This window comes from Petrocella atlantisensis, assembly GCF_900538275.1.
In the GTDB taxonomy this organism is placed as follows: domain Bacteria; phylum Bacillota; class Clostridia; order Lachnospirales; family Vallitaleaceae; genus Petrocella; species Petrocella atlantisensis.
Genome location: NZ_LR130778.1, coordinates 144,153 through 162,506 on the forward strand (window position 1 = coordinate 144,153; position 18,354 = coordinate 162,506).

The following is an 18,354-nucleotide window of genomic DNA, read 5'->3' on the forward strand; positions in this document are numbered from 1 at the left end:
GTTATTCCCTTCTTAATTTCTTATAATAGTTATAAGTTTCTTTTGTAACTGGGTCTATAGTTGCTTTTCTATGATGTAAATATTCCAGTGTATCTTCTAGAATATAGAGCATGGCTTTATCTAAATCCTGATAAGCAATTCTACGAATCAAATCAAGACGTCCGCCATGTTTTCGTCCCGGTTCAATATAATCGCTTATGTAAACAATCTTTTCAAGCAAACTCATACTTGGTCGTCCTGTTGTATGATACGTAATTGCATTAAGTATATCCGGATCTTCGACATGATATTTTTCTCTAGCAATAAAAGCGCCGACTTTTGCATGCAACAAATCATGATTTAACTCTTCAGCTTTGCTTTTTGTAATAGCATATCTTTCACAAAGACGCAGTAACTTCTTATTCGAATAATGCTTGGCGCAATCATGAAGCAGGCCCGCAAGGGCAGCTTTACTTGGGTTATAATGATGAGCCTTTCCAAGTTCATAGGCTACTTTCGTAACACTAAGGGTATGCTCATACCTTTTTGGTGAAAGCTTTTTCTTAAGCTTTTGTGTGATTTTCTGATCTGCAATAAGGACTTCAACGAATTTCATGATCATCACCTAACTGATAGAGATTATGCTTATGAATATAGTCAGAAACAGCGTCAGGTACATAATAGTTAATAGGTTTGCCTTCTGCAACACGTTGTCGAATGATTGTGCTGGAGACTTCTATTTGAGGCATATGCACATTCATAAAAGAAGTGTTATAACATTCTCTGAGTCTGGCTTGTTGCTCCAGTGACTTCTCCTCATCATAACCGCTACGATGAACAATAACAAAGGCGCCTATTTTAAGGAGTTTCTTATGATTGTACCATTCTTCCAGATTAAAAAGTGAGTCTGTACCTATAATTAACCAATACTTGTTATCAGGGAACTCTTTTTGAAGCATAGCAAATGTATCTACAGAATAAACCTTACCTTTTCTGTTCAACTCATAATCTGAGATCCTAAAGGTTGGATGGTCTTTGGTAGCCAGACGACACATTTCCATACGATGGGCACTATCAATAATAACCTCATCCTCTTTATGAGGAGGATTGCCGGAAGGCATAAACCATATCTCATCAAAAAGATGATGATCGGATGTACACTGGGCTGCTATTAGATGACCAATATGTATGGGATTGAAGGTTCCACCCATGATAGCAATGTTTTTCATAAAGACTCCTTAATCGTTATTGTCTTCTATTTTGGCAAGACTATTTTAGGCTCATCCTTAGAAGGTCTATAGAGAACAAACTTACGTCCTATGACTTGAACCACTTGAGCGTGGGTTCTCTCGCTGATCATTTCTGCAATATCTTTCACTTCATAGATACAGTTTTTCAGTACAGTGACTTTGATCAGTTCTCGTTTTTCAAGTGCTTCATTTATGCCCTCTGTTAACTCTGGAGAAGCGCCGCCTTTTCCAACTTGAAAAATGGGTTCTAAAGTATTCGCCAATTTTTTCAAATATGCTCTTTGTTTCGAATTCATATATTTCTCCTTGTAATTTGGTTGAGCATCAAAACTAAGAATCTCAGAATCACTTAGACAGTATGTAAAGTTCAATCCTCTAGTTTTGACACTTTAATCTTATTTATAATAGTCAAATTGTAAATAATAGATTTTTACTGTGTCGCCTTCTTCTATACCCAAAGACTCAAGTTCTTTAAGAATGCCCTCAGTTTCAAGAAAATTCTGGAAGAAAATAAAGCCTTTTTCATCTTCAAGATTGGTATAGCCAAGCATACGTTCGACTCTACTACCTTCGACTGTAAAAACACCATCGGCTTCTTTAGAAACAATAATAGGTTCTTTTGGATCTTCGATGTTTTTAATAAAGAACTCTTGTTCATATATTAAGTGTTCCTGTGGCATAGCTTTTAATATGCCATCTAGGTGATACAGAAGTTCATTCAACCCTTTTCTTGCTACAGCTGAGATTGGAAAAACTTTAATCCCCTCTTTTTCAAATGTCTCTTTAAGTCGATCAAGGGCTTCATTTTCAAACAAGGCATCTATTTTGTTAGCTGCAATAATTTGAGGTTTTTTCAATAATTCAGGGTTAAATTGTTCTAATTCATATTGCATTTTACGAATATCTTCAATTGGGTCTCTACCCTCTGTCGATGCAACATCCACCACATGCAGTAAAACTTTCGTTCTTTCAACATGCTTCAAAAATTCATGTCCAAGGCCAATACCCTCTGATGCCCCTTCAATGAGTCCCGGAATATCTGCAATAACAAATCCGTCTCCATTAATATCAACGACACCTAAGTTAGGGTTTAAAGTTGTAAAATGGTAGTTTGCTATTTTGGGTTTTGCATTGGATACAACAGAAAGTAATGTAGATTTACCCACATTTGGATAACCTACCAAACCGACATCAGCAATAGACTTGAGTTCAAGAATAATCTCAATTTCCTTGTTTTCTTGACCCGGTTGTGCATATTTTGGTATTTGCATGGTAGGCGTCGCATAATGCTGATTGCCCTTACCACCTTTACCACCATTTAATAATTTATAGACTTCATCGGAAGCAGAAAGGTCTTTTATGACTTTTCCGGTATTCGCTTCTTTAATGATGGTTCCTTTTGGGACTTTGATAATAAGATCATCGGCATCCTTGCCATGGCAATTACTGCCCATGCCCATTTGACCGCTTCCTGCTTTAAAAACCCGAGCATGTCTAAAGGGATACAAGGTGTTTAAGTTGGGATCAACTATAAAAATTACATCCCCACCACGACCACCATCGCCTCCATCTGGGCCTCCATTTGGTACATATTTTTCACGTCGGAAGCTGACACAACCGTCCCCGCCTCGTCCTGATTTCACTTTTAGTCTTACTTGATCTACAAAAATCATAACTTGCACCTTTTTTCCGTTGCTTTAATAACACATCAACAGTTCTTTTTCATATTATAACATAATAAGGCATGTAGAATGTACACGCTAAATTAAAAAAGTTTCAACAGTCTAAACCATTGAAACTTAAATAATTCTTATTGAGCTTTTGGATAAACAGATACTTGTTTTTTGTCTCTGCCTTTTCTTTCAAACTTAACAACACCGTCTACCAATGCAAAAAGCGTATCGTCGCCGCCTCTTCCTACATTGTTACCAGGATGAATCTTAGTTCCACGTTGTCTAAATAGTATATTACCTGCTAACACAAATTGTCCGTCCGCTCTTTTTGCACCGAGTCTTTTGGATTCGGAATCTCTACCGTTTTTGGTAGAACCAACTCCCTTTTTATGTGCAAATAATTGAAGGTTCATTCTTAACATGGTTACACCTCCTCGATTTTAATATTTATATAATCATGTCCATATTCTTCATAAATCGATGTCATACCCAGTTCAAATGTATCAAGTAAAACTTGACTTGTGGGAGACAAAGTCGCCTTCATCATCATGTCGATTTTTCCGTCTTCATCATATTGAAGTGAAAATCGGTCATCTGTAAAGGACTTAATAGCATTGACTGTATTAATAGCAAGGACTGAAACACTTGCACATACAATGTCTTTACCTGTTTCTTCAAAACCTGCATGACCACTCACACAAAAACCCACGTTACCGGCTACTCTTTTATAAAGTATAATTTCTATCATACTATAAAGTAATCGCGTCGATTTTAACTGCAGTGAAAGGTTGTCTATGACCTTGTTTTCTTTTATAACCATTGTTCTTAGGCTTGTATTTGAAAACAGTGATTTTTTTGCTTTTACCTTCAGCAGTAACAGTTCCTGTTACTTTTGCAGTAGCTATAGTAGGGTTCCCAAGGGTTAAATCCCCTTCGTTTGAAACCAACATAACTTGATCAAAAACCACAGCATCACCTTCAGCTAATCCGAGTTTTTCTACTCTGACGATATCACCTTCAGCTACTTTGTATTGTTTTCCACCTGTTGCTATAATTGCATACATTCTGGCACCTCCTCGTTTTTTAAGACTCGCCGGTTTTGGCGTCCGAAGACTTATAACCTGACCGTGCGGCATACCATGGTATAGATTATCACAGTTAGCAAACTATGTCAAGGTCTTTTAGTAAATAACGATTTTGTGCTTCATCAACATATCTACGGTTTGCAGACATACCAATCTTTGCTATAATAAGAACAGTTCATATCGTGAATGTGGAGGTATTATGAAAGAGATAAAAGTAACCTATGACAAAAAGCTTGCAAAGTACCATACTGTATACCATTATCATAAAAATATGACAGCCTTCCGATTAGATGTCTACCGAAAACTGTCACAGAGAGAAGATTTATTTATTATGATTGAAACCCATCTTGGGTCTGTACATCAACCTACACCTTTGGATTATGTTATAGGCATAGAAAAAAACCTAAACCGATTTAATTTACAACATCAAATAAGACCCATTCAGGTACGTCATGGTAAATCCATTCTTGGCGTATTAAGTAAAGGAAAACCCATTGAAGATTTTGCAATTGCTTTTCTTATTCCTAAGGAACAGTTGGATGATACCCTTTTTGAAACGTTCTTCTGCGAATATGATTTAAAAATCGGCTACGGTATAAAAACGGACCAAACCCAATTATTTGAAGACTATAGAAAAGGTTATGTTAAGTCTTTTGACGACCCCAACTACTTTTCTCACAACCTCTTTGATTCTAGAATCTTCAACAAATTCCTTTCCACAGAAATGTTGACTTAATAGCAAAAATGGGTTTTAGAAAAACTCAATATCATCACTGCTGATTAATTCAGCAAACCAATTGGCCATGATCCTATGATGATGGTCAATAATTTGTTGTGCTGTCAGTGGTATTGAGTCGAATGTAGAATGAGCATCTTTCGCCAATATATTGTGATACCCAAGAGAAAATGCCTGCCTACAAGTCGTATCTATGCTGCCTTCGGTCTGTACTCCTGTAATGACGAGGTATTTGATATCTTCTCTCGTTAACAGGTCATGTAATTTTGTTTTATAAAATGCATTGGGAGTATGATTCTCAATGACATAATCCTTTTCAATAGGCTGAATAAATGGATGTATCTCCCATTCTTTTGTACCTTTAATAAAACCTGAATCTTCATCTGAATGTTGCAAATATATGACCATGGCACCTTCTTCATGCGCTCGGTCAATCAGGTTTCTAATATTCTTAAGCAAAGCTTCTTCATTATATAATCTAAATTTATCTTTATCAAAAAGACCTTGTTGAACTTCAAGTACCAATAAAGCTGTCTTGTTATCCACGTGAAGCCCTCCTTTCACATGTTTCAATTCCAGTATAACATATGTGTCAAAAAAAGTTGCCTTAATACTTGAAGTCTAATAATTGATTGAATTTTTGGAAATCTTCTTTTAGAACATGAACATAATATGCATTTCTTGATGATGGTGTTCTGTCATTTTTATGTCCAGTAAGTATTTTGTATTTGTATTTTATGTCGTTTTCATCAAGCAATCCAATAACACGGTTAAACTCATTTTCTAAAGTTGTTATATATGCTTCTTGCCAGTCACCGAAAAAAAAGTCTTTTAATTTCTTAAAAGTCGACATATGTCACCGCCCTCATTTTTATACTCTCATTTTAACAAATGTATATTATAAATTCAACAATAAAATTATGTTATCTAATTATCCCACAATTCGGATAAGGGTTGCTTGATTTTTTTTCTCGTTACTTCAACCAGCCCTAGTGCTGTCATATCAATAACCGTTGTTTTAATTCTATCAAAGCTTGTTAGATATCTTAACTTCTGCATGAGCTTATTCTTGTCATCCGGATCTGTCATATCAATAAAATCAATGATAATAATACCTGAAATATTTCTAGCGCGCAATTGATAGGCTATTTCCTCAGCAGCCTCCATATTGGTATTAAAAATTGTTTCTTCAACTTGCTTCTTACTTAAAGTTTTCTCAGTATTGACATCAATCACAGTTAGAGCTTCCGTAGGTTCTATGATAATGGATGCACCTGATTTTAGCCACACTTTTTTATGTAAAAGCTTATCGATTTTGCTTTGAACATTAAAGTAATTATACAAAGACATCTCTTGGTCAACGAGCATGAGTTTGTGAACGATTTCAGGATGATTTTCACTCAAAAAATTTTCAACTTCACTATACAGGTTTTGATCATCATATATATAATCTGTGACTTCATCTTCATGAAAATCCTTAAGTAAAGTCATATAAGGTGATCCTTGGGTATAGATGCGTTGACCTGTGCTCCTAAAAGCCAAGGTTTTTAGAATCTTTTCATATAATTGAATGAGTTTTCGAACCTCATCAACCACCAAATCATCGGAAACAAAACTACAATTGGTACGAACAATAAAACCGTATGATTTTGAAACATAATTTTTAATAAGTGTTTTGAGCCTTAATCTTTCTTCATCCTCCGTGATTTTTGAGGATATAAAAACGGATGGTTTATCCGTTGTCAAAACAACGTAGCGACCGGTTAAACAAAAGTCAGTAATAGCTTTTGCCAATTTGGTCTTATGCGCATCTTTTTGAATCTGTATGAGAATTTCATCCCCTGGCACGAGCGCCTGACCTTTTCCCACTTTTTTTGCATAATAAATATTTTTTGATTCAAGTAAAGATAGAAAAACATTGTCCGATTTACCAATATCAACAAAAGCGGACTGAATGTTTTTTTTAATGGTCTTTACTGTACCCACATAGATATTACCAATATCCGTTTCAACTTCACCTGAAAAAAGATGTACTTCAAGGACGCGTTCTTTTTCATCCAAAAGTGCGCTTAATATGTTTTCATTGTAACGGGTGGTCACCAATTTTTTGCTCATGTCATCACAATCCTAACTTTACCTCTAGCAAAGGTCTTAAACCATTATGCTCATGGTAGATTTCAACTCGGTGGAATCTATAATCACCACGTTCATAAGACAAATCGTTTAAAGCCAATAATTTCTCAAGCACCATTTCCGGCTTGACATTAAAATGGCTGCCGTTGGCGATGGTCATTATAAGGTTCCCTTCTTTTAGAACAATATTAATAATACCCGGTCTTAAATCAAAATCATTAATTTTACCCTTTTTATTCTTTTTTCTTATTATTAACGTATCCTGTGACATCATAGCCGTCACCATATCATCAGTTATAATCGGCTTTAGAATCTCTATCTTATAAGTAGCCGCGACAACCGATGCCATAGCTGACGTTTCTTTACTCATGATCTCAACCCCATCTAAAAAGACAATACCCTCTGGCGCTTTCTCATTGATGGCTTCTAATAAAACATCAATAGCCACATCTTCTGTCAACTTAACATCCATATATTCACTTTCACTGGTCACCCCAACGGCTAAGGCACTGGCAAAAGAAAATATCTGATGAGGATTAAAACCTTCTGAGTATGCAATAGGTATACCTGCTCTACTAAAATTTTTCTGAAAAGTACGCATCATGTCCAAATGGCCAACAAATCGAATCGGTCCTTCTTTTTTGAATTTAAGCCTTACGAGCATAACAAATACCTCCTTCAAAACACATTGCGCCACAGTTGGTACAACCCTCCATACAATTAACAGTGGTCTCCCCCTTTTTAGCGCGCAAAAACTCATCATGCAAAAATGATTTATTTACACCGATGTCAATAAAATCCCATGGAAGTATTTCTTCTAATTCCCGCGTTCTTTCATTATAAAAAGCTGAATCCATGCCCAAATCAGCAAAAGCTTCATTCCATAATGCTACATCAAAATGTTCCGACCATGCATCATATCGGGCACCTTTTTGATAAACTTTTAATATAACTTCATTAAGCTTTCGATCACCACGTGCCAATACGCCTTCTATTCGACTGGTATCCGCATCATGACTGTTGTATTTAATATTCTTCTTATTGATGTTCCTATTGATCAGTTTAGATTTTTCTAGAAAAGCATCACTACTAGCTTGTCCCATCCATTGAAAAGGTGTAAATGGCTTAGGTATAAAAAAGGAAGTGCTAAGTACAACCTGAAGTCTCTGCTTACGCATATCTCCCGGCATAGTAAACCACTGGTTTACTATATCTTGTCCGAGCTTGGCAATGGCTAAAACGTCCTCTTCTGTCTCTGTCGGTAAGCCAAGCATAAAATACATCTTAACTCTATTCCAGCCGCCCATAAAAGCCTCATAGGCACCTTTAAGGATGTCTTCCTCGCTGATGTTCTTATTTATTACATCTCGCATTCTTTGAGAGCCTGCTTCCGGTGCAAACGTCAGACTGCTTTTTCTTACGTCTTGTACCTTGCTCATCAGTTCTATTGAAAAGTCATCAATTCGAAGTGAGGGTAGGGACAAATTCACATGTGCCAACTCCGGTGCCTCTATGAGATGTGATGCCAAATCATTTAAATGAGAATAATCACTGGAACTTAATGAAATGAGTGAAATCTCATCATGTCCGGTATTCTTGACAATCTCTATTGCTTGTTCTTTTAACGCTTCTAGATCCTTCTCTCTTACAGGACGGTAAATGATACCTGCTTGACAAAAACGGCAACCTCTAGCACAGCCTCTAAAAAGTTCAAGAACAACGCGGTCATGTACTGTCTGAATATAAGGAACAATCGGCTTCATTGGGTATCTGGAGCCTGTCATATCCATCATGATGACTTTTTTTACTTGCGGCTTAGCCATTGGATGTTTAGGGAGAAAACTTTCTATGGTCCCATCTTCATTGTAGGTAACATCATAAAAAGCCGGTACATAAATACCTTCAAAAGTAGCGGCTAATTCAAGAAAAGCTTTTTTAGTGCCACCATTTTCCCTGTGGTGTTTATAAGCATCCATTAAAGCGTCTAATTGAACTTCTCCCTCTCCTATGTAGAAGAAGTCAATGAAATCACTAATAGGCTCAGGGTTATAGACACAAGGCCCTCCTGCACAAACAAGCGGATGATCTTCTGTTCTATCCTTGCTTAGTAAAGGTATTTGAGCCAGGTCAAGCACCCTAAGAATATTGGTATAACACATTTCATATTGAATGGTAATCCCTATAAAATCAAAAGTTTTTATAGGTTCTTGGCTCTCAAGGGCAAAAAGCGGAAGGTTCTCTTCTTCCATAATATGATCTAAATCCACCCACGGTGAAAAAACACGTTCACACCAGAGATCCTCTCGTTGGTTCAAAAGATTGTAAAGTATGGAAAGGCCTAAATGACTCATTCCAATGTCATAAACATCCGGAAAACATAAGGCAAAGCGAATATTTATTTCATCTTTATTCTTATAGATCGCATTGACTTCGTTACCGATGTATCTTGCAGGCTTTTCTACTTGTAATAGAATCCTGTCTTCTAAAAACAATTTATCCATAAAGTCTCCTTGTATTAAAACTGTATATGTAGATCTAAACTAAGGAAAAATCAAGTTAAGATTCAACCTCAACAGTAAATATTACATGATAATTATGAAATAGTCAAACACTGAATTATACTACCCAAGTAAGTTCATGTTCCAAATCACGATACAAAAAGCAACACTGACAATAACATGACACCATAATAGGATATGAATACCTTTTTGTGTTGTATGTGGCTTGGCTCTAAAAGCACTTAATATATCCAGTAAGGTTGTTGTCACAATCATCCAACCTGCCATTTGTAAGTACTTTGTAAACGTTAACATATTAAAATTCATCATACCGTAAATGAGTAGACCAATCATCCCTACCAAAGATACCAACTGGAAGAAGGATACTAAGCGTGCAACCTGGTAAATCGTTGAGCGATCTTTTAATTTGATAAACGCCATCACACCATAGATGAAGGTTGCAAGTATAAAGAGAATGCTCACACCAAATGTAATGCCTTTGTTTTCTAAACCATTGATTCTTTCATAAGTCTGTGAGAATGCCGTTGTCATATAAGTCTTGCCATTCATATCAAAGAACTTTACCTTACCAATGGACGATTCATAAACATTATTACCGAGATGCACCATTTTTTTATCGTTTAATGTAAACCCTTCTGATAAGGAACCGGATACATCCACCATTTTCCCTGGCACAAAAAAACGTAATAATTTCTCCGGCGTTTTTTGGCTCTGCCATAAATTAGCATAGCAACCACTTACATTATAGGTTGCTCCACCTATTTCGTTAGGCACTTCCTGATTACCGTATATTTGTTCTGTAACCGCCCCACTGACCTTGTCAATGGTTTCAGAGGGAACATATGTATTAAAAGAATAGAAAATGCCTGTTTTTTTCTCCGGATACAATAGAATTCTCGAGTAGAAATGAAGGGTCTCTCCCTTTTTTTCCAAGTATAAATGACCATTTTGTTCTTTTCTGTTCCATACATATCCAATGCCTTCAAATTCATCCGCCATAGAAAACTGTTGCTCTAATAGCTCTTTTTTATACTCCTGACTCAAAACACGATTAGAAGGTTCGAGCAACCATTGTATATACTTCGCCATATCATCTGCCGTACTGACTGCAGAGCCTTCAGGATAGATGTTCATATACATGTCCAAAGTAACCTCTCCACTTGGTAAATAAGCTTGTGATACTCTGACAGTATCATGCATGTGATCAAAAGTAGTATGATTCATTTCTAAAGGCTTAAAGATTTTCTCATAACAAAAGTCAGCAAAATCAGTGCCTGTTGACTTTTCAATGACATAAGCTGCAAGGCCAATCCCATAATTAGAGTAGGAAGCTATTTCTCCGGGTCTGGTAATCTGTTCCGGTCTGTATTTAACGATTGTTTCTGACAGTGGCTCCGTATCACTTACGTTTTTAACCGCCATGCCTGTTACTATTTCTTCAAAACCGCTCGTATGGGTCAAAAGATGCTGCATTGTAACGGGATATTTAAGTGGTTTGAAAGCTTTAACTTCTTCAAGGTATAAGGATATATCTTGGTCCATATCGATATAGCCTTCTTCCACTGCAATCAGTGCAGCAACAGCAACAAAGGTCTTAGATATGGAACCAATTCTAAAGCCGACATCCTTCCCATTGGATTCAAGACCACGTTCTACATCTGCATAACCATAACCCTTAGAGAGAACTTTCTCACCATCTGCAACCATCGTTGCAACAGCACCCACAGACTTTCCTTCATCAATAATGGCATTTAATTGTTGATCCATTCGGTCGAAGAATTGTTCATCTTTGGAATCCTTAACGAATTGACCACCATAAGCGGTTGTTGTCAAACCCATAATTACAAAATAAGCTACCATTACTAAACACATCATTTTTCTTTTCATTGTTAACACTCCTTTATTTAAGTATGGATACCATTATAGTACCTGAACCTATAAAGAAGCTTACGTCAATCTTAAATCTAGCTTAAATCGATGGTTTAGGTGTCAAAACTATATAGTTGAACTTTTACATACAATATATAGTTATGAATGCATCAACGTAATCTATATATTTTATGTGAATTAGTGAAACTTAGTTTTTACCCTATAACCATCGATGGTTAAGGTGTCTTTTTTGGAAGGGTTATATTAAAGATACTGCCTATATGACGTTTAGATTCCATCGTTATATTGCCATTGTGAAGTTGTATGATTTTCATTGTTATTGCAAGCCCTAGACCACTACCTTCTAGGCCTGATTGTCTAGATGCATCCACTTTTACAAAAGGCTTGAAAATATCTTCTTGTAAATCATCCGGTATGCCGATACCATTGTCAGAAATTAGCAAGTAACAATTTTCTTCATCTTCTTTAAGCTCAATACTAATCTTTGTACCTTTTTCATTGTATTTCAATGCATTATTGATCAAATTGTCAATTGCACGTTCCATTTCTTGTGTATCTAATGGAACTTTTATAGCATGTGTAGGGATATCAAATTCATATTCAAATCCTTCAAAAATAAAATCATCTATGTATTCAGCCAATTTCACTCTTAAAAACTCCGAAAAATCTACCGACTCAAGACTAAGTTTAAAATCAGGGCTGTCTAACTTGGTCAGATCAAAAAGACTGGTTAATAGGGCACTTGCACGATAAGCATTGCGCCTTATCATCACCAAATACTGCCTGCTTTCTTCACTCGGATTTTCAATACAATATTCTGTATAACCTGTGATGACCGCCAATGGATTTTTAAGATCATGAGCAACATCTAAAATCAACTGCTTTCTTAAGTGTTCAGATTTCTTCCTAAGTTCCATCTCAGTTTGTATGGTTTCAGCCATTTTATTGAAGGCTTGTTCAAGATCACCAAATTCATGTTTTAGATTTAATGATACTCTAGCATCATAACGACCTTCTTTTATCAGATTGGCACTTTTCTGAAGTTTCTCCATGGGTGTCGAAAAACTTAGTGCCATAATTTTTGAATATATTTGACTGCTGGATATTAACAATAAAAGGTATACCACGATACCTAAAATAATTGTTCCAAATACAACAACTGAATCTGAAGACTCATAATTGCTATTATGTGTAATGGCAAAGTCAAACCGTAATGATGTGGGAAAGGTTATAACCAACCAGAAATTTTCCTTATCATTGTAGGCAATACTATAACTGTATGCTCGTGAAATCGCTTGGGATGAGGTTAAGAACTGTGTAAATTCAGAGACCGTCAACTGTTTTTTAGGAAAATTATTGATACCTTTTGTATAGATAACCTTGTAATTCTCATCTATGACCTGTACGCCACCATTATGATTGATAATTTCAAGGACTTGTATATCATTGTAATGATCCTTCATCATCGATGCGGCATCGTATTGGTTTTTTACAAGTGCATCTTCAATAAATCCGGATACAATACTTAGCAAAAAGAACGCCAGTATGGCAATAATAGAAGTTATAAAAAATACAAGTATATAGTTAAGCAGAAACCGAGTTTTCATTTTCATTTTTTCACACCCCTACCTTACTGAATTTATACCCTATACCTTTAATGGTAATAATAAGAGCAGGTTTTTTAGGGTCTGTTTCTATTTTTTGTCTCAAATGACTAATATGTACCATAATCGTATTGTCATCATACAGGAAATCCTCGTCCCAAACAGCCATATATATTTGTTTTTTAGTAAAAACGCGTCCCGGCTGTTCCATCAAGTATTTAAGCATCAAGAATTCCTTGGCACTTAAATCAATGGGCTCATTGTTTTTATAAACCATGCAAGATACCGGATCAAGTGTTATAGGCCCTATTGTAATAGATTCCTCACCCATTCTCATAGACTTATTTTTTTTAGCTCTTACATCAATTCTAGCAACCAATTCAACCATACTAAAAGGTTTAACCAAATAATCATCCGCGCCAAGACCAAAACCTAAGACCTTGTCCATATCATCTCCCCTGGAAGTAAGCATGATTATTGGAACATCACTTTTTTCTCGAATGCGCCTAAGTAAGTTAAATCCATCCATGATTGGCATCATGACGTCAAAAAGCCCGATATCAATAGGCTGATGATCAAAAATATCCCAAGCTTCTTTTCCATTCTTAGCTAGAAAAACCTGATGACCTTCATTTTCTAGATTCAGTTTAAGCAGCTCTCTTAAATCCTTTTCATCTTCTGCAACCAATATATTCATTAGAACCTCCAATATCAACACATACTATACCTTTTTATGATATATTATTATAACATATTCTTTATACAGCATGGAACCCAATAAGATAGGTCAAATCTGATTTATAACTATGAAATCCTAGATTTAGAATAGTTGAGTTATGTGTTAATACATTTCAGCCTTGATGAACAACGGCAATTGTGATATAACTATAGCTAGAGTCTTTTTATAATTCTTAAATAGCTATATTATGGTATGAAGGTTTATACCATAGGATACAAAAATAAATATTTTCAGGAGGCTATACATGAAAAGTGCATATGATGTTTTGCTTGAGAGAGGTTTTATCGCTCAAGCTACCCACGAAGAAGAAATTAAAGATTTACTGTCGAAGGAAAAAATAAGTTTTTATATAGGTTTTGATGCAACGGCTAATAGCTTGACCGCCGGACATTTCTTAACCATTATGGCAATGGCGCATATGCAACATGCCGGCCATAGACCTATAGCACTTATTGGCGGTGGTACCACACGTATTGGCGATCCTTCAGGAAAAAGTGATATGCGACAGATGCTTACTTCTGAACAAATTGATGCCAACGCTGCCAATTTTAAGGTTCAACTTTCTAATCTCATCGATTTTTCTGATGGCAAAGCCATTATGGTAGACAATGCCGACTGGTTACTCAAATTAAACTATGTCGACTTTATCCGTGAAATCGGTGTCCATTTTTCTGTGAATCGTATGCTGACAGCGGAATGTTACAAATCCAGACTTGAAAAAGGTTTATCTTTTTTAGAGTTCAACTATATGCTTCTTCAATCTTACGATTTTCTTGAACTGAACCAACGTTATGATTGTGTTATGCAAATGGGTGGAAATGATCAATGGTCCAATATTCTAGGTGGTGTTGAACTTATTCGCCGAAAAGAACAAAAACCTGCATTTGGCCTTACTTTCAACCTACTTACCACAAGTGAAGGCATCAAAATGGGAAAAACCGAAAAAGGTGCACTTTGGCTGGATAAGGAACGTACTTCCCCTTATGAATTTTTCCAATACTGGCGCAATATAGAAGACGTCAAGGTCAAAGAGTGTCTAGCCCTACTTACTTTCTTGCCTATGGAAGAAGTCAATCGTCTTGGTGCTTTAGAAGGTGCAGAAATTAATCAGGCAAAAGAAGTACTTGCCTATGAGATTACAGCCCTTATTCATGGCGAAGAAGAAGCTAAAAAAGCATTAGAAGCTACCAAGGCCTTATTTGGTAGTGGCGCCAAGCTTGACAATGTGCCACAAACACAGATGGATATGGCCGTATTTGAAACAGGTATGAACCTACTGGAACTCCTACTGGAAGCCAAACTCATTCCAAGTAAATCAGAAGGTAGAAGGAATGTTCAACAAGGTGGTGTTCGTATTAATGATGTACAGATTACAGATGTGGACTACCTGATAACAAAAGATGATTTTAACGCCGACGGTGAATTGATGATTCGAAAAGGGAAAAAAGTCCACCATATGATAAAAATCTAATGACTTGATCTCATATTATTATTAAAAGAGGTATAAACCCGTAATTTGGGCTTATACCTCTTTTGCTTTCTACATAGATAAGTACTAATATCCTGTTGTGATCACGGATCTTGATTTTTATTTTAACGCTTTTAGTAAGGCTTTTAGAAATTCCCATGTTCTCATAGTGGATTCTATGTGGAGTCGCTCGTTGGGTGAATGGACTTCTTCCATATCCGGTCCGAAAGATATGGCATCTAGATGGGGTAATTTTTCCAAAAAAGCACCTGGTTCTAATCCTGCATGAATGGCTTTAACCAACGGTTTCTTATTAAACATATCTTCGTAAACAAGGGCTGCTTTGTCTAACAATCTTGAGTCCGGTTTGAATTCCCATTCAGGATAATCTGCTGTTGGCGTTAATGTAGCACCGATTTGTTTAGCAAACCACTCCAGCTGCGTTGTCATATGGTATTTTAGAGACCTGATATTGCTTCTGATTGCAAATAACATAACCACAGTGTCACCCTCAACAGCACATTTTCCAAGATTAAGGGAACTTTCAACCATGCCTTCAAGGTCCGCACTCATCGTCTGAATACCTTTAGGTATGTTAATAAGTGTATAAATTAACTGATCTGTTGTTTTTCTTGAGAAAACTTTTAAGCTTTTATTATATTCCATTGACTTGATATCAATGGTCAAAGCCGGTTCCACAGTACGATTTTCTTTTTTGATTTGAGCCTTTACTTCTTCATATAAATTCTCAAAGCTTGAATGATCCACACTTTCATAGACAATAATAGCCTTTGCTTCTCTTGGTATAACATTGTCTTTTGAGCCGCCGACAAAGTCAACAATTCTAAAAGAGCAACCTTTTCGCAAATGACTTAAGATACGTCCCATAAGATGATCGGCATTGGCTCTGTTCTTGTCGATGTCGACTCCAGAATGTCCACCTTTCAGATTCTTTATTTCTATGACTTGAACTTTGGCTTCATCAAAAACTTTAACAGTATGACTGATGGGTAGTCTTAAGGTAGCTTTTAGCCCCCCAGCACAACCAACGGTTAACTCTCCTTCTTCCTCCGAATCCAGATTAATGAAATAAGATCCTTTTAAAAGACTTTTGTCCATTTTCAAGGCACCTGTTAAGCCCACTTCTTCATCGGTTGTCATAACCACTTCAAGAGGTGGATGCGGGATATCCTCTGCATCTAATAAAGCCATGGCATAGGCAATGGCGATACCATTATCGGCGCCAAGTGTGGTGCCGTTGGCCGTTAGCCATGCGCCTTCAATAACCAGATCAATGGGGTCTTTCTCAAAGTCATGGTCCGTTCCCTCGTTTTGTTCACAGACCATATCTAAATGTCCTTGAATAATTGTAATGGGTGCGTCTTCATACCCTGCTGTTCCGGGTTTTTTTATGATAACATTAAGGTATTCATCTTGATGGACTTCCAAACCTCTTTCTTTTGCAAAACCAACCATATAATCACTAAGCTGTTTTTCATGGCCTGAACGTCTGGGTATCTGGCTGATGGCTTCAAAATAGTGAAATACCTTCTTAGGTTCAAGACCTTCTAATTTATTTGTCATATTCACACATCCTTTTATATATACTCTAATTTTTAAAGCTATGAATTGGAGCCGGTATTTTTCCACCACGATTAATGAATTTGGAACAATCAAAAGCATTCACCGGCATGATAGGTGCATAGCCAAGTAAACCGCCAAATTCCACAATATCACCCACGTCTTTCCCTATAACAGGGATAATTCGAACAGCAGTCGTTTTTTGGTTAATCATTCCAATGGCCATTTCATCTGCAATGATTCCAGCAATTGTAGTTGCTTTTGTTGATCCCGGTATAGCAATCATATCCAAGCCGACTGAACATACACATGTCATTGCTTCTAATTTTTCTATGGTAAGAGCACCGGCCTTTACAGCATTGATCATACCCTGATCCTCGCTAACGGGTATAAAAGCACCACTTAATCCACCCACATTCGATGATGCCATAGCTCCGCCTTTTTTCACGGAATCATTTAACATAGCAAGTGCTGCCGTCGTTCCCGGTGCACCTACATATTCAAGTCCCATTTCACATAAAATATCGGCAATACTGTCGCCAATTGCTGGCGTTGGTGCCAGTGAAAGGTCGATAATGCCAAAAGGTACGTTTAATCTTCTTGCGGCTTCTTTAGCTACCATTTGTCCGACTCTGGTAATCTTAAAAGCTACTTTTTTAATGGTTTCACTTAAGACTTCCAAGCTTTCACCACGACATTTCTCAACTGCCCTAAGGACAACACCAGGGCCACTAACGCCTACATTGATAACCACGTCGGCTTCCGTAACACCATGAAATGCACCTGCCATAAATGGGTTATCGTCCGGTGCATTGGTAAATACTACAAACTTAGCACAACCAATAGAATCTGCTTCTTTCGTAGCTTCCGCTGTTTCTAGGATGATTTCTCCAATCAACTTTACAGCGTCCATGTTAACGCCAGATCTTGTAGAACCCACATTAACCGAACTACACACATGTTTGGTAGATGCCAATGCTTGAGGGATAGAACGGATGAGCATTTCATCACTTGGTGTCATACCTTTACTGACAAGTGCTGAAAAGCCACCAATGAAATTAACACCTACAGTTTCTGCTGCTCTATCAAGTGTCTTTGCAATACTGACATAATCTTTTGTTTTACAACTGCTGGCTGCTAACGCAATGGGTGTTACCGAAATTCTTTTATTGACAATCGGGACCCCATACTCTTTGGATATGCTTTCTCCCACTTTCACAAGATCTTTTGCATAAGTTGTAATCTTGTTATAGATTTTTTCATTAAAAGCATTTACATCTTCATCGGCACAATCCATGAGGTTAATCCCCATCGTAATGGTTCTAACATCTAGATTTTCTGATTCTATCATGTCTTTTGTTTCATATACTTCAAAAAAATTAATCATATATCCACCTATATTCTATGCATTTCATTAAATATGTCTTCTAGTTGCAATTTGATAATGACACCGATGGATTCACCTAACTTAGCTAGGTTATCTACATGTGCTTCTATGGATTCCATATTGCTTGTCAAATCTACAATCATCATCATATTAAAATAATCCTCTACGATGGTTTGTGAAATATCCAAAATATTAATGTTATGGTCCGCAAGATAGGTACAGGTTTTTGCTATTATACCTACCGTATCCTTGCCAATGACTGTTATTATACCCTTTTTCATGTTAATCCTCCTATATAATGTTTTATTTG

The 18,354-nt window shown here is 36.6% G+C and carries 20 protein-coding genes; 2 read left to right on the forward strand and 18 right to left on the reverse strand.

Annotation, left to right across the window (positions count from 1 at the left end):
• Position 1: 1 nt before the first annotated feature.
• The 7 genes from yqeK to rplU form a co-directional block, all read right to left on the reverse strand.
• Positions 2-595, reverse strand: a complete 594-nt coding sequence (gene yqeK, locus PATL70BA_RS00800) for a bis(5'-nucleosyl)-tetraphosphatase (symmetrical) YqeK (protein WP_125135583.1) — start codon at positions 593-595, stop codon at positions 2-4.
• Positions 582-1,208, reverse strand: coding sequence for a nicotinate-nucleotide adenylyltransferase (nadD, locus tag PATL70BA_RS00805; RefSeq protein WP_125135584.1), 627 nt, complete (start codon positions 1,206-1,208; stop codon positions 582-584). The genes yqeK and nadD overlap by 14 nt, the downstream gene beginning before the upstream one ends.
• A 26-nt stretch (positions 1,209-1,234) precedes the next feature.
• Positions 1,235-1,525 carry a ribosome assembly RNA-binding protein YhbY gene (yhbY, locus tag PATL70BA_RS00810; RefSeq protein ID WP_125135585.1) on the reverse strand — a complete coding sequence of 97 codons (291 nt, stop codon included), beginning with the start codon at positions 1,523-1,525 and terminating at the stop codon, positions 1,235-1,237.
• A gap of 99 nt (positions 1,526-1,624) precedes the next feature.
• Positions 1,625-2,899, reverse strand: coding sequence for a GTPase ObgE (obgE, locus tag PATL70BA_RS00815; RefSeq protein WP_125138364.1), 1,275 nt, complete (start codon positions 2,897-2,899; stop codon positions 1,625-1,627).
• Between the two features lie 140 nt (positions 2,900-3,039).
• A complete protein-coding gene (rpmA, locus tag PATL70BA_RS00820; RefSeq protein ID WP_125135586.1) occupies positions 3,040-3,324 on the reverse strand; it encodes a 50S ribosomal protein L27 in 285 nt (94 codons plus the stop codon).
• A gap of 2 nt (positions 3,325-3,326) precedes the next feature.
• Positions 3,327-3,650 carry a ribosomal-processing cysteine protease Prp gene (locus PATL70BA_RS00825; protein ID WP_172596041.1) on the reverse strand — a complete coding sequence of 108 codons (324 nt, stop codon included), beginning with the start codon at positions 3,648-3,650 and terminating at the stop codon, positions 3,327-3,329.
• A gap of 1 nt (position 3,651) precedes the next feature.
• Entirely contained in the window at positions 3,652-3,966 is a 315-nt protein-coding gene (gene rplU / locus PATL70BA_RS00830; protein ID WP_125135588.1) for a 50S ribosomal protein L21, read from the reverse strand.
• A 220-nt stretch (positions 3,967-4,186) separates the two neighbouring features.
• Between rplU and PATL70BA_RS00835 the strand changes: the two genes are divergently transcribed.
• Entirely contained in the window at positions 4,187-4,723 is a 537-nt protein-coding gene (locus PATL70BA_RS00835) for a hypothetical protein (RefSeq protein WP_125135589.1), read from the forward strand.
• Positions 4,724-4,738: 15 nt separating this feature from the next.
• Here the strand turns inward: PATL70BA_RS00835 and PATL70BA_RS00840 are convergent, their stop codons facing one another.
• From PATL70BA_RS00840 to PATL70BA_RS00875, 8 genes are all read right to left on the reverse strand, one after another.
• A complete protein-coding gene (locus tag PATL70BA_RS00840) occupies positions 4,739-5,269 on the reverse strand; it encodes a cysteine hydrolase family protein (RefSeq protein WP_172596042.1) in 531 nt (176 codons plus the stop codon).
• A 61-nt stretch (positions 5,270-5,330) separates the two neighbouring features.
• On the reverse strand, positions 5,331-5,576 hold the full coding sequence (locus PATL70BA_RS00845) for a hypothetical protein (RefSeq protein ID WP_125135591.1): 246 nt from the start codon (positions 5,574-5,576) through the stop codon (positions 5,331-5,333).
• 74 nt (positions 5,577-5,650) lie between these two features.
• Positions 5,651-6,838, reverse strand: a complete 1,188-nt coding sequence (locus tag PATL70BA_RS00850; protein WP_125135592.1) for a ribonuclease E/G — start codon at positions 6,836-6,838, stop codon at positions 5,651-5,653.
• Between the two features lie 4 nt (positions 6,839-6,842).
• Complete coding sequence (locus PATL70BA_RS00855; RefSeq protein ID WP_172596043.1) at positions 6,843-7,520, reverse strand: TIGR03936 family radical SAM-associated protein; 678 nt, start codon at positions 7,518-7,520, stop codon at positions 6,843-6,845.
• Complete coding sequence (locus PATL70BA_RS00860) at positions 7,504-9,357, reverse strand: TIGR03960 family B12-binding radical SAM protein (protein ID WP_125135594.1); 1,854 nt, start codon at positions 9,355-9,357, stop codon at positions 7,504-7,506. Before PATL70BA_RS00860 ends, PATL70BA_RS00855 begins: the two co-directional genes overlap by 17 nt.
• Before the next feature lie 120 nt (positions 9,358-9,477).
• The gene (locus PATL70BA_RS00865) at positions 9,478-11,262 is read right to left on the reverse strand and encodes a serine hydrolase domain-containing protein (protein WP_125135595.1); all 1,785 of its coding nucleotides are present in this window, start codon (positions 11,260-11,262) and stop codon (positions 9,478-9,480) included.
• A gap of 218 nt (positions 11,263-11,480) precedes the next feature.
• A complete protein-coding gene (locus tag PATL70BA_RS00870) occupies positions 11,481-12,878 on the reverse strand; it encodes a HAMP domain-containing sensor histidine kinase (RefSeq protein WP_125135596.1) in 1,398 nt (465 codons plus the stop codon).
• A gap of 4 nt (positions 12,879-12,882) precedes the next feature.
• On the reverse strand, positions 12,883-13,566 hold the full coding sequence (locus PATL70BA_RS00875) for a response regulator transcription factor (protein ID WP_125135597.1): 684 nt from the start codon (positions 13,564-13,566) through the stop codon (positions 12,883-12,885).
• A gap of 286 nt (positions 13,567-13,852) precedes the next feature.
• Between PATL70BA_RS00875 and tyrS the strand changes: the two genes are divergently transcribed.
• Positions 13,853-15,079 carry a tyrosine--tRNA ligase gene (gene tyrS / locus PATL70BA_RS00880; RefSeq protein WP_125135598.1) on the forward strand — a complete coding sequence of 409 codons (1,227 nt, stop codon included), beginning with the start codon at positions 13,853-13,855 and terminating at the stop codon, positions 15,077-15,079.
• Between the two features lie 117 nt (positions 15,080-15,196).
• Here tyrS and PATL70BA_RS00885 read toward each other — a convergent pair whose 3' ends face one another.
• The 3 genes from PATL70BA_RS00885 to PATL70BA_RS00895 are packed head-to-tail and all read right to left on the reverse strand — an operon-like array spanning position 15,197 to position 18,325.
• On the reverse strand, positions 15,197-16,660 hold the full coding sequence (locus PATL70BA_RS00885; protein ID WP_172596044.1) for an aminoacyl-histidine dipeptidase: 1,464 nt from the start codon (positions 16,658-16,660) through the stop codon (positions 15,197-15,199).
• A gap of 25 nt (positions 16,661-16,685) precedes the next feature.
• A complete protein-coding gene (locus tag PATL70BA_RS00890; protein ID WP_125135600.1) occupies positions 16,686-18,044 on the reverse strand; it encodes a PFL family protein in 1,359 nt (452 codons plus the stop codon).
• Positions 18,045-18,052: 8 nt separating this feature from the next.
• The gene (locus tag PATL70BA_RS00895; RefSeq protein WP_125135601.1) at positions 18,053-18,325 is read right to left on the reverse strand and encodes an ACT domain-containing protein; all 273 of its coding nucleotides are present in this window, start codon (positions 18,323-18,325) and stop codon (positions 18,053-18,055) included.
• Positions 18,326-18,354 lie beyond the last annotated feature (29 nt).

Excerpts from the sequence above, each read along its gene's own strand:
- tyrS (WP_125135598.1), top strand. The coding sequence starts at position 13,853 with ATGAAAAGTGCATATGATGTTTTGCTTGAGAGAGGTTTTATCGCTCAA.
- PATL70BA_RS00850 (WP_125135592.1), bottom strand. The coding sequence starts at position 6,838 with ATGAGCAAAAAATTGGTGACCACCCGTTACAATGAAAACATATTAAGC.
- PATL70BA_RS00855 (WP_172596043.1), bottom strand. The coding sequence starts at position 7,520 with ATGCTCGTAAGGCTTAAATTCAAAAAAGAAGGACCGATTCGATTTGTT.
- PATL70BA_RS00885 (WP_172596044.1), bottom strand. The coding sequence starts at position 16,660 with ATGACAAATAAATTAGAAGGTCTTGAACCTAAGAAGGTATTTCACTAT.
- rplU (WP_125135588.1), bottom strand. The coding sequence starts at position 3,966 with ATGTATGCAATTATAGCAACAGGTGGAAAACAATACAAAGTAGCTGAA.
- yhbY (WP_125135585.1), bottom strand. The coding sequence starts at position 1,525 with ATGAATTCGAAACAAAGAGCATATTTGAAAAAATTGGCGAATACTTTA.
- PATL70BA_RS00860 (WP_125135594.1), bottom strand. The coding sequence starts at position 9,357 with ATGGATAAATTGTTTTTAGAAGACAGGATTCTATTACAAGTAGAAAAG.
- PATL70BA_RS00835 (WP_125135589.1), top strand. The coding sequence starts at position 4,187 with ATGAAAGAGATAAAAGTAACCTATGACAAAAAGCTTGCAAAGTACCAT.
- PATL70BA_RS00890 (WP_125135600.1), bottom strand. The coding sequence starts at position 18,044 with ATGATTAATTTTTTTGAAGTATATGAAACAAAAGACATGATAGAATCA.
- yqeK (WP_125135583.1), bottom strand. The coding sequence starts at position 595 with ATGAAATTCGTTGAAGTCCTTATTGCAGATCAGAAAATCACACAAAAG.
- PATL70BA_RS00865 (WP_125135595.1), bottom strand. The coding sequence starts at position 11,262 with ATGAAAAGAAAAATGATGTGTTTAGTAATGGTAGCTTATTTTGTAATT.
- PATL70BA_RS00825 (WP_172596041.1), bottom strand. The coding sequence starts at position 3,650 with ATGATAGAAATTATACTTTATAAAAGAGTAGCCGGTAACGTGGGTTTT.
- PATL70BA_RS00895 (WP_125135601.1), bottom strand. The coding sequence starts at position 18,325 with ATGAAAAAGGGTATAATAACAGTCATTGGCAAGGATACGGTAGGTATA.
- PATL70BA_RS00845 (WP_125135591.1), bottom strand. The coding sequence starts at position 5,576 with ATGTCGACTTTTAAGAAATTAAAAGACTTTTTTTTCGGTGACTGGCAA.
- nadD (WP_125135584.1), bottom strand. The coding sequence starts at position 1,208 with ATGAAAAACATTGCTATCATGGGTGGAACCTTCAATCCCATACATATT.
- PATL70BA_RS00875 (WP_125135597.1), bottom strand. The coding sequence starts at position 13,566 with ATGAATATATTGGTTGCAGAAGATGAAAAGGATTTAAGAGAGCTGCTT.
- rpmA (WP_125135586.1), bottom strand. The coding sequence starts at position 3,324 with ATGTTAAGAATGAACCTTCAATTATTTGCACATAAAAAGGGAGTTGGT.
- PATL70BA_RS00870 (WP_125135596.1), bottom strand. The coding sequence starts at position 12,878 with ATGAAAATGAAAACTCGGTTTCTGCTTAACTATATACTTGTATTTTTT.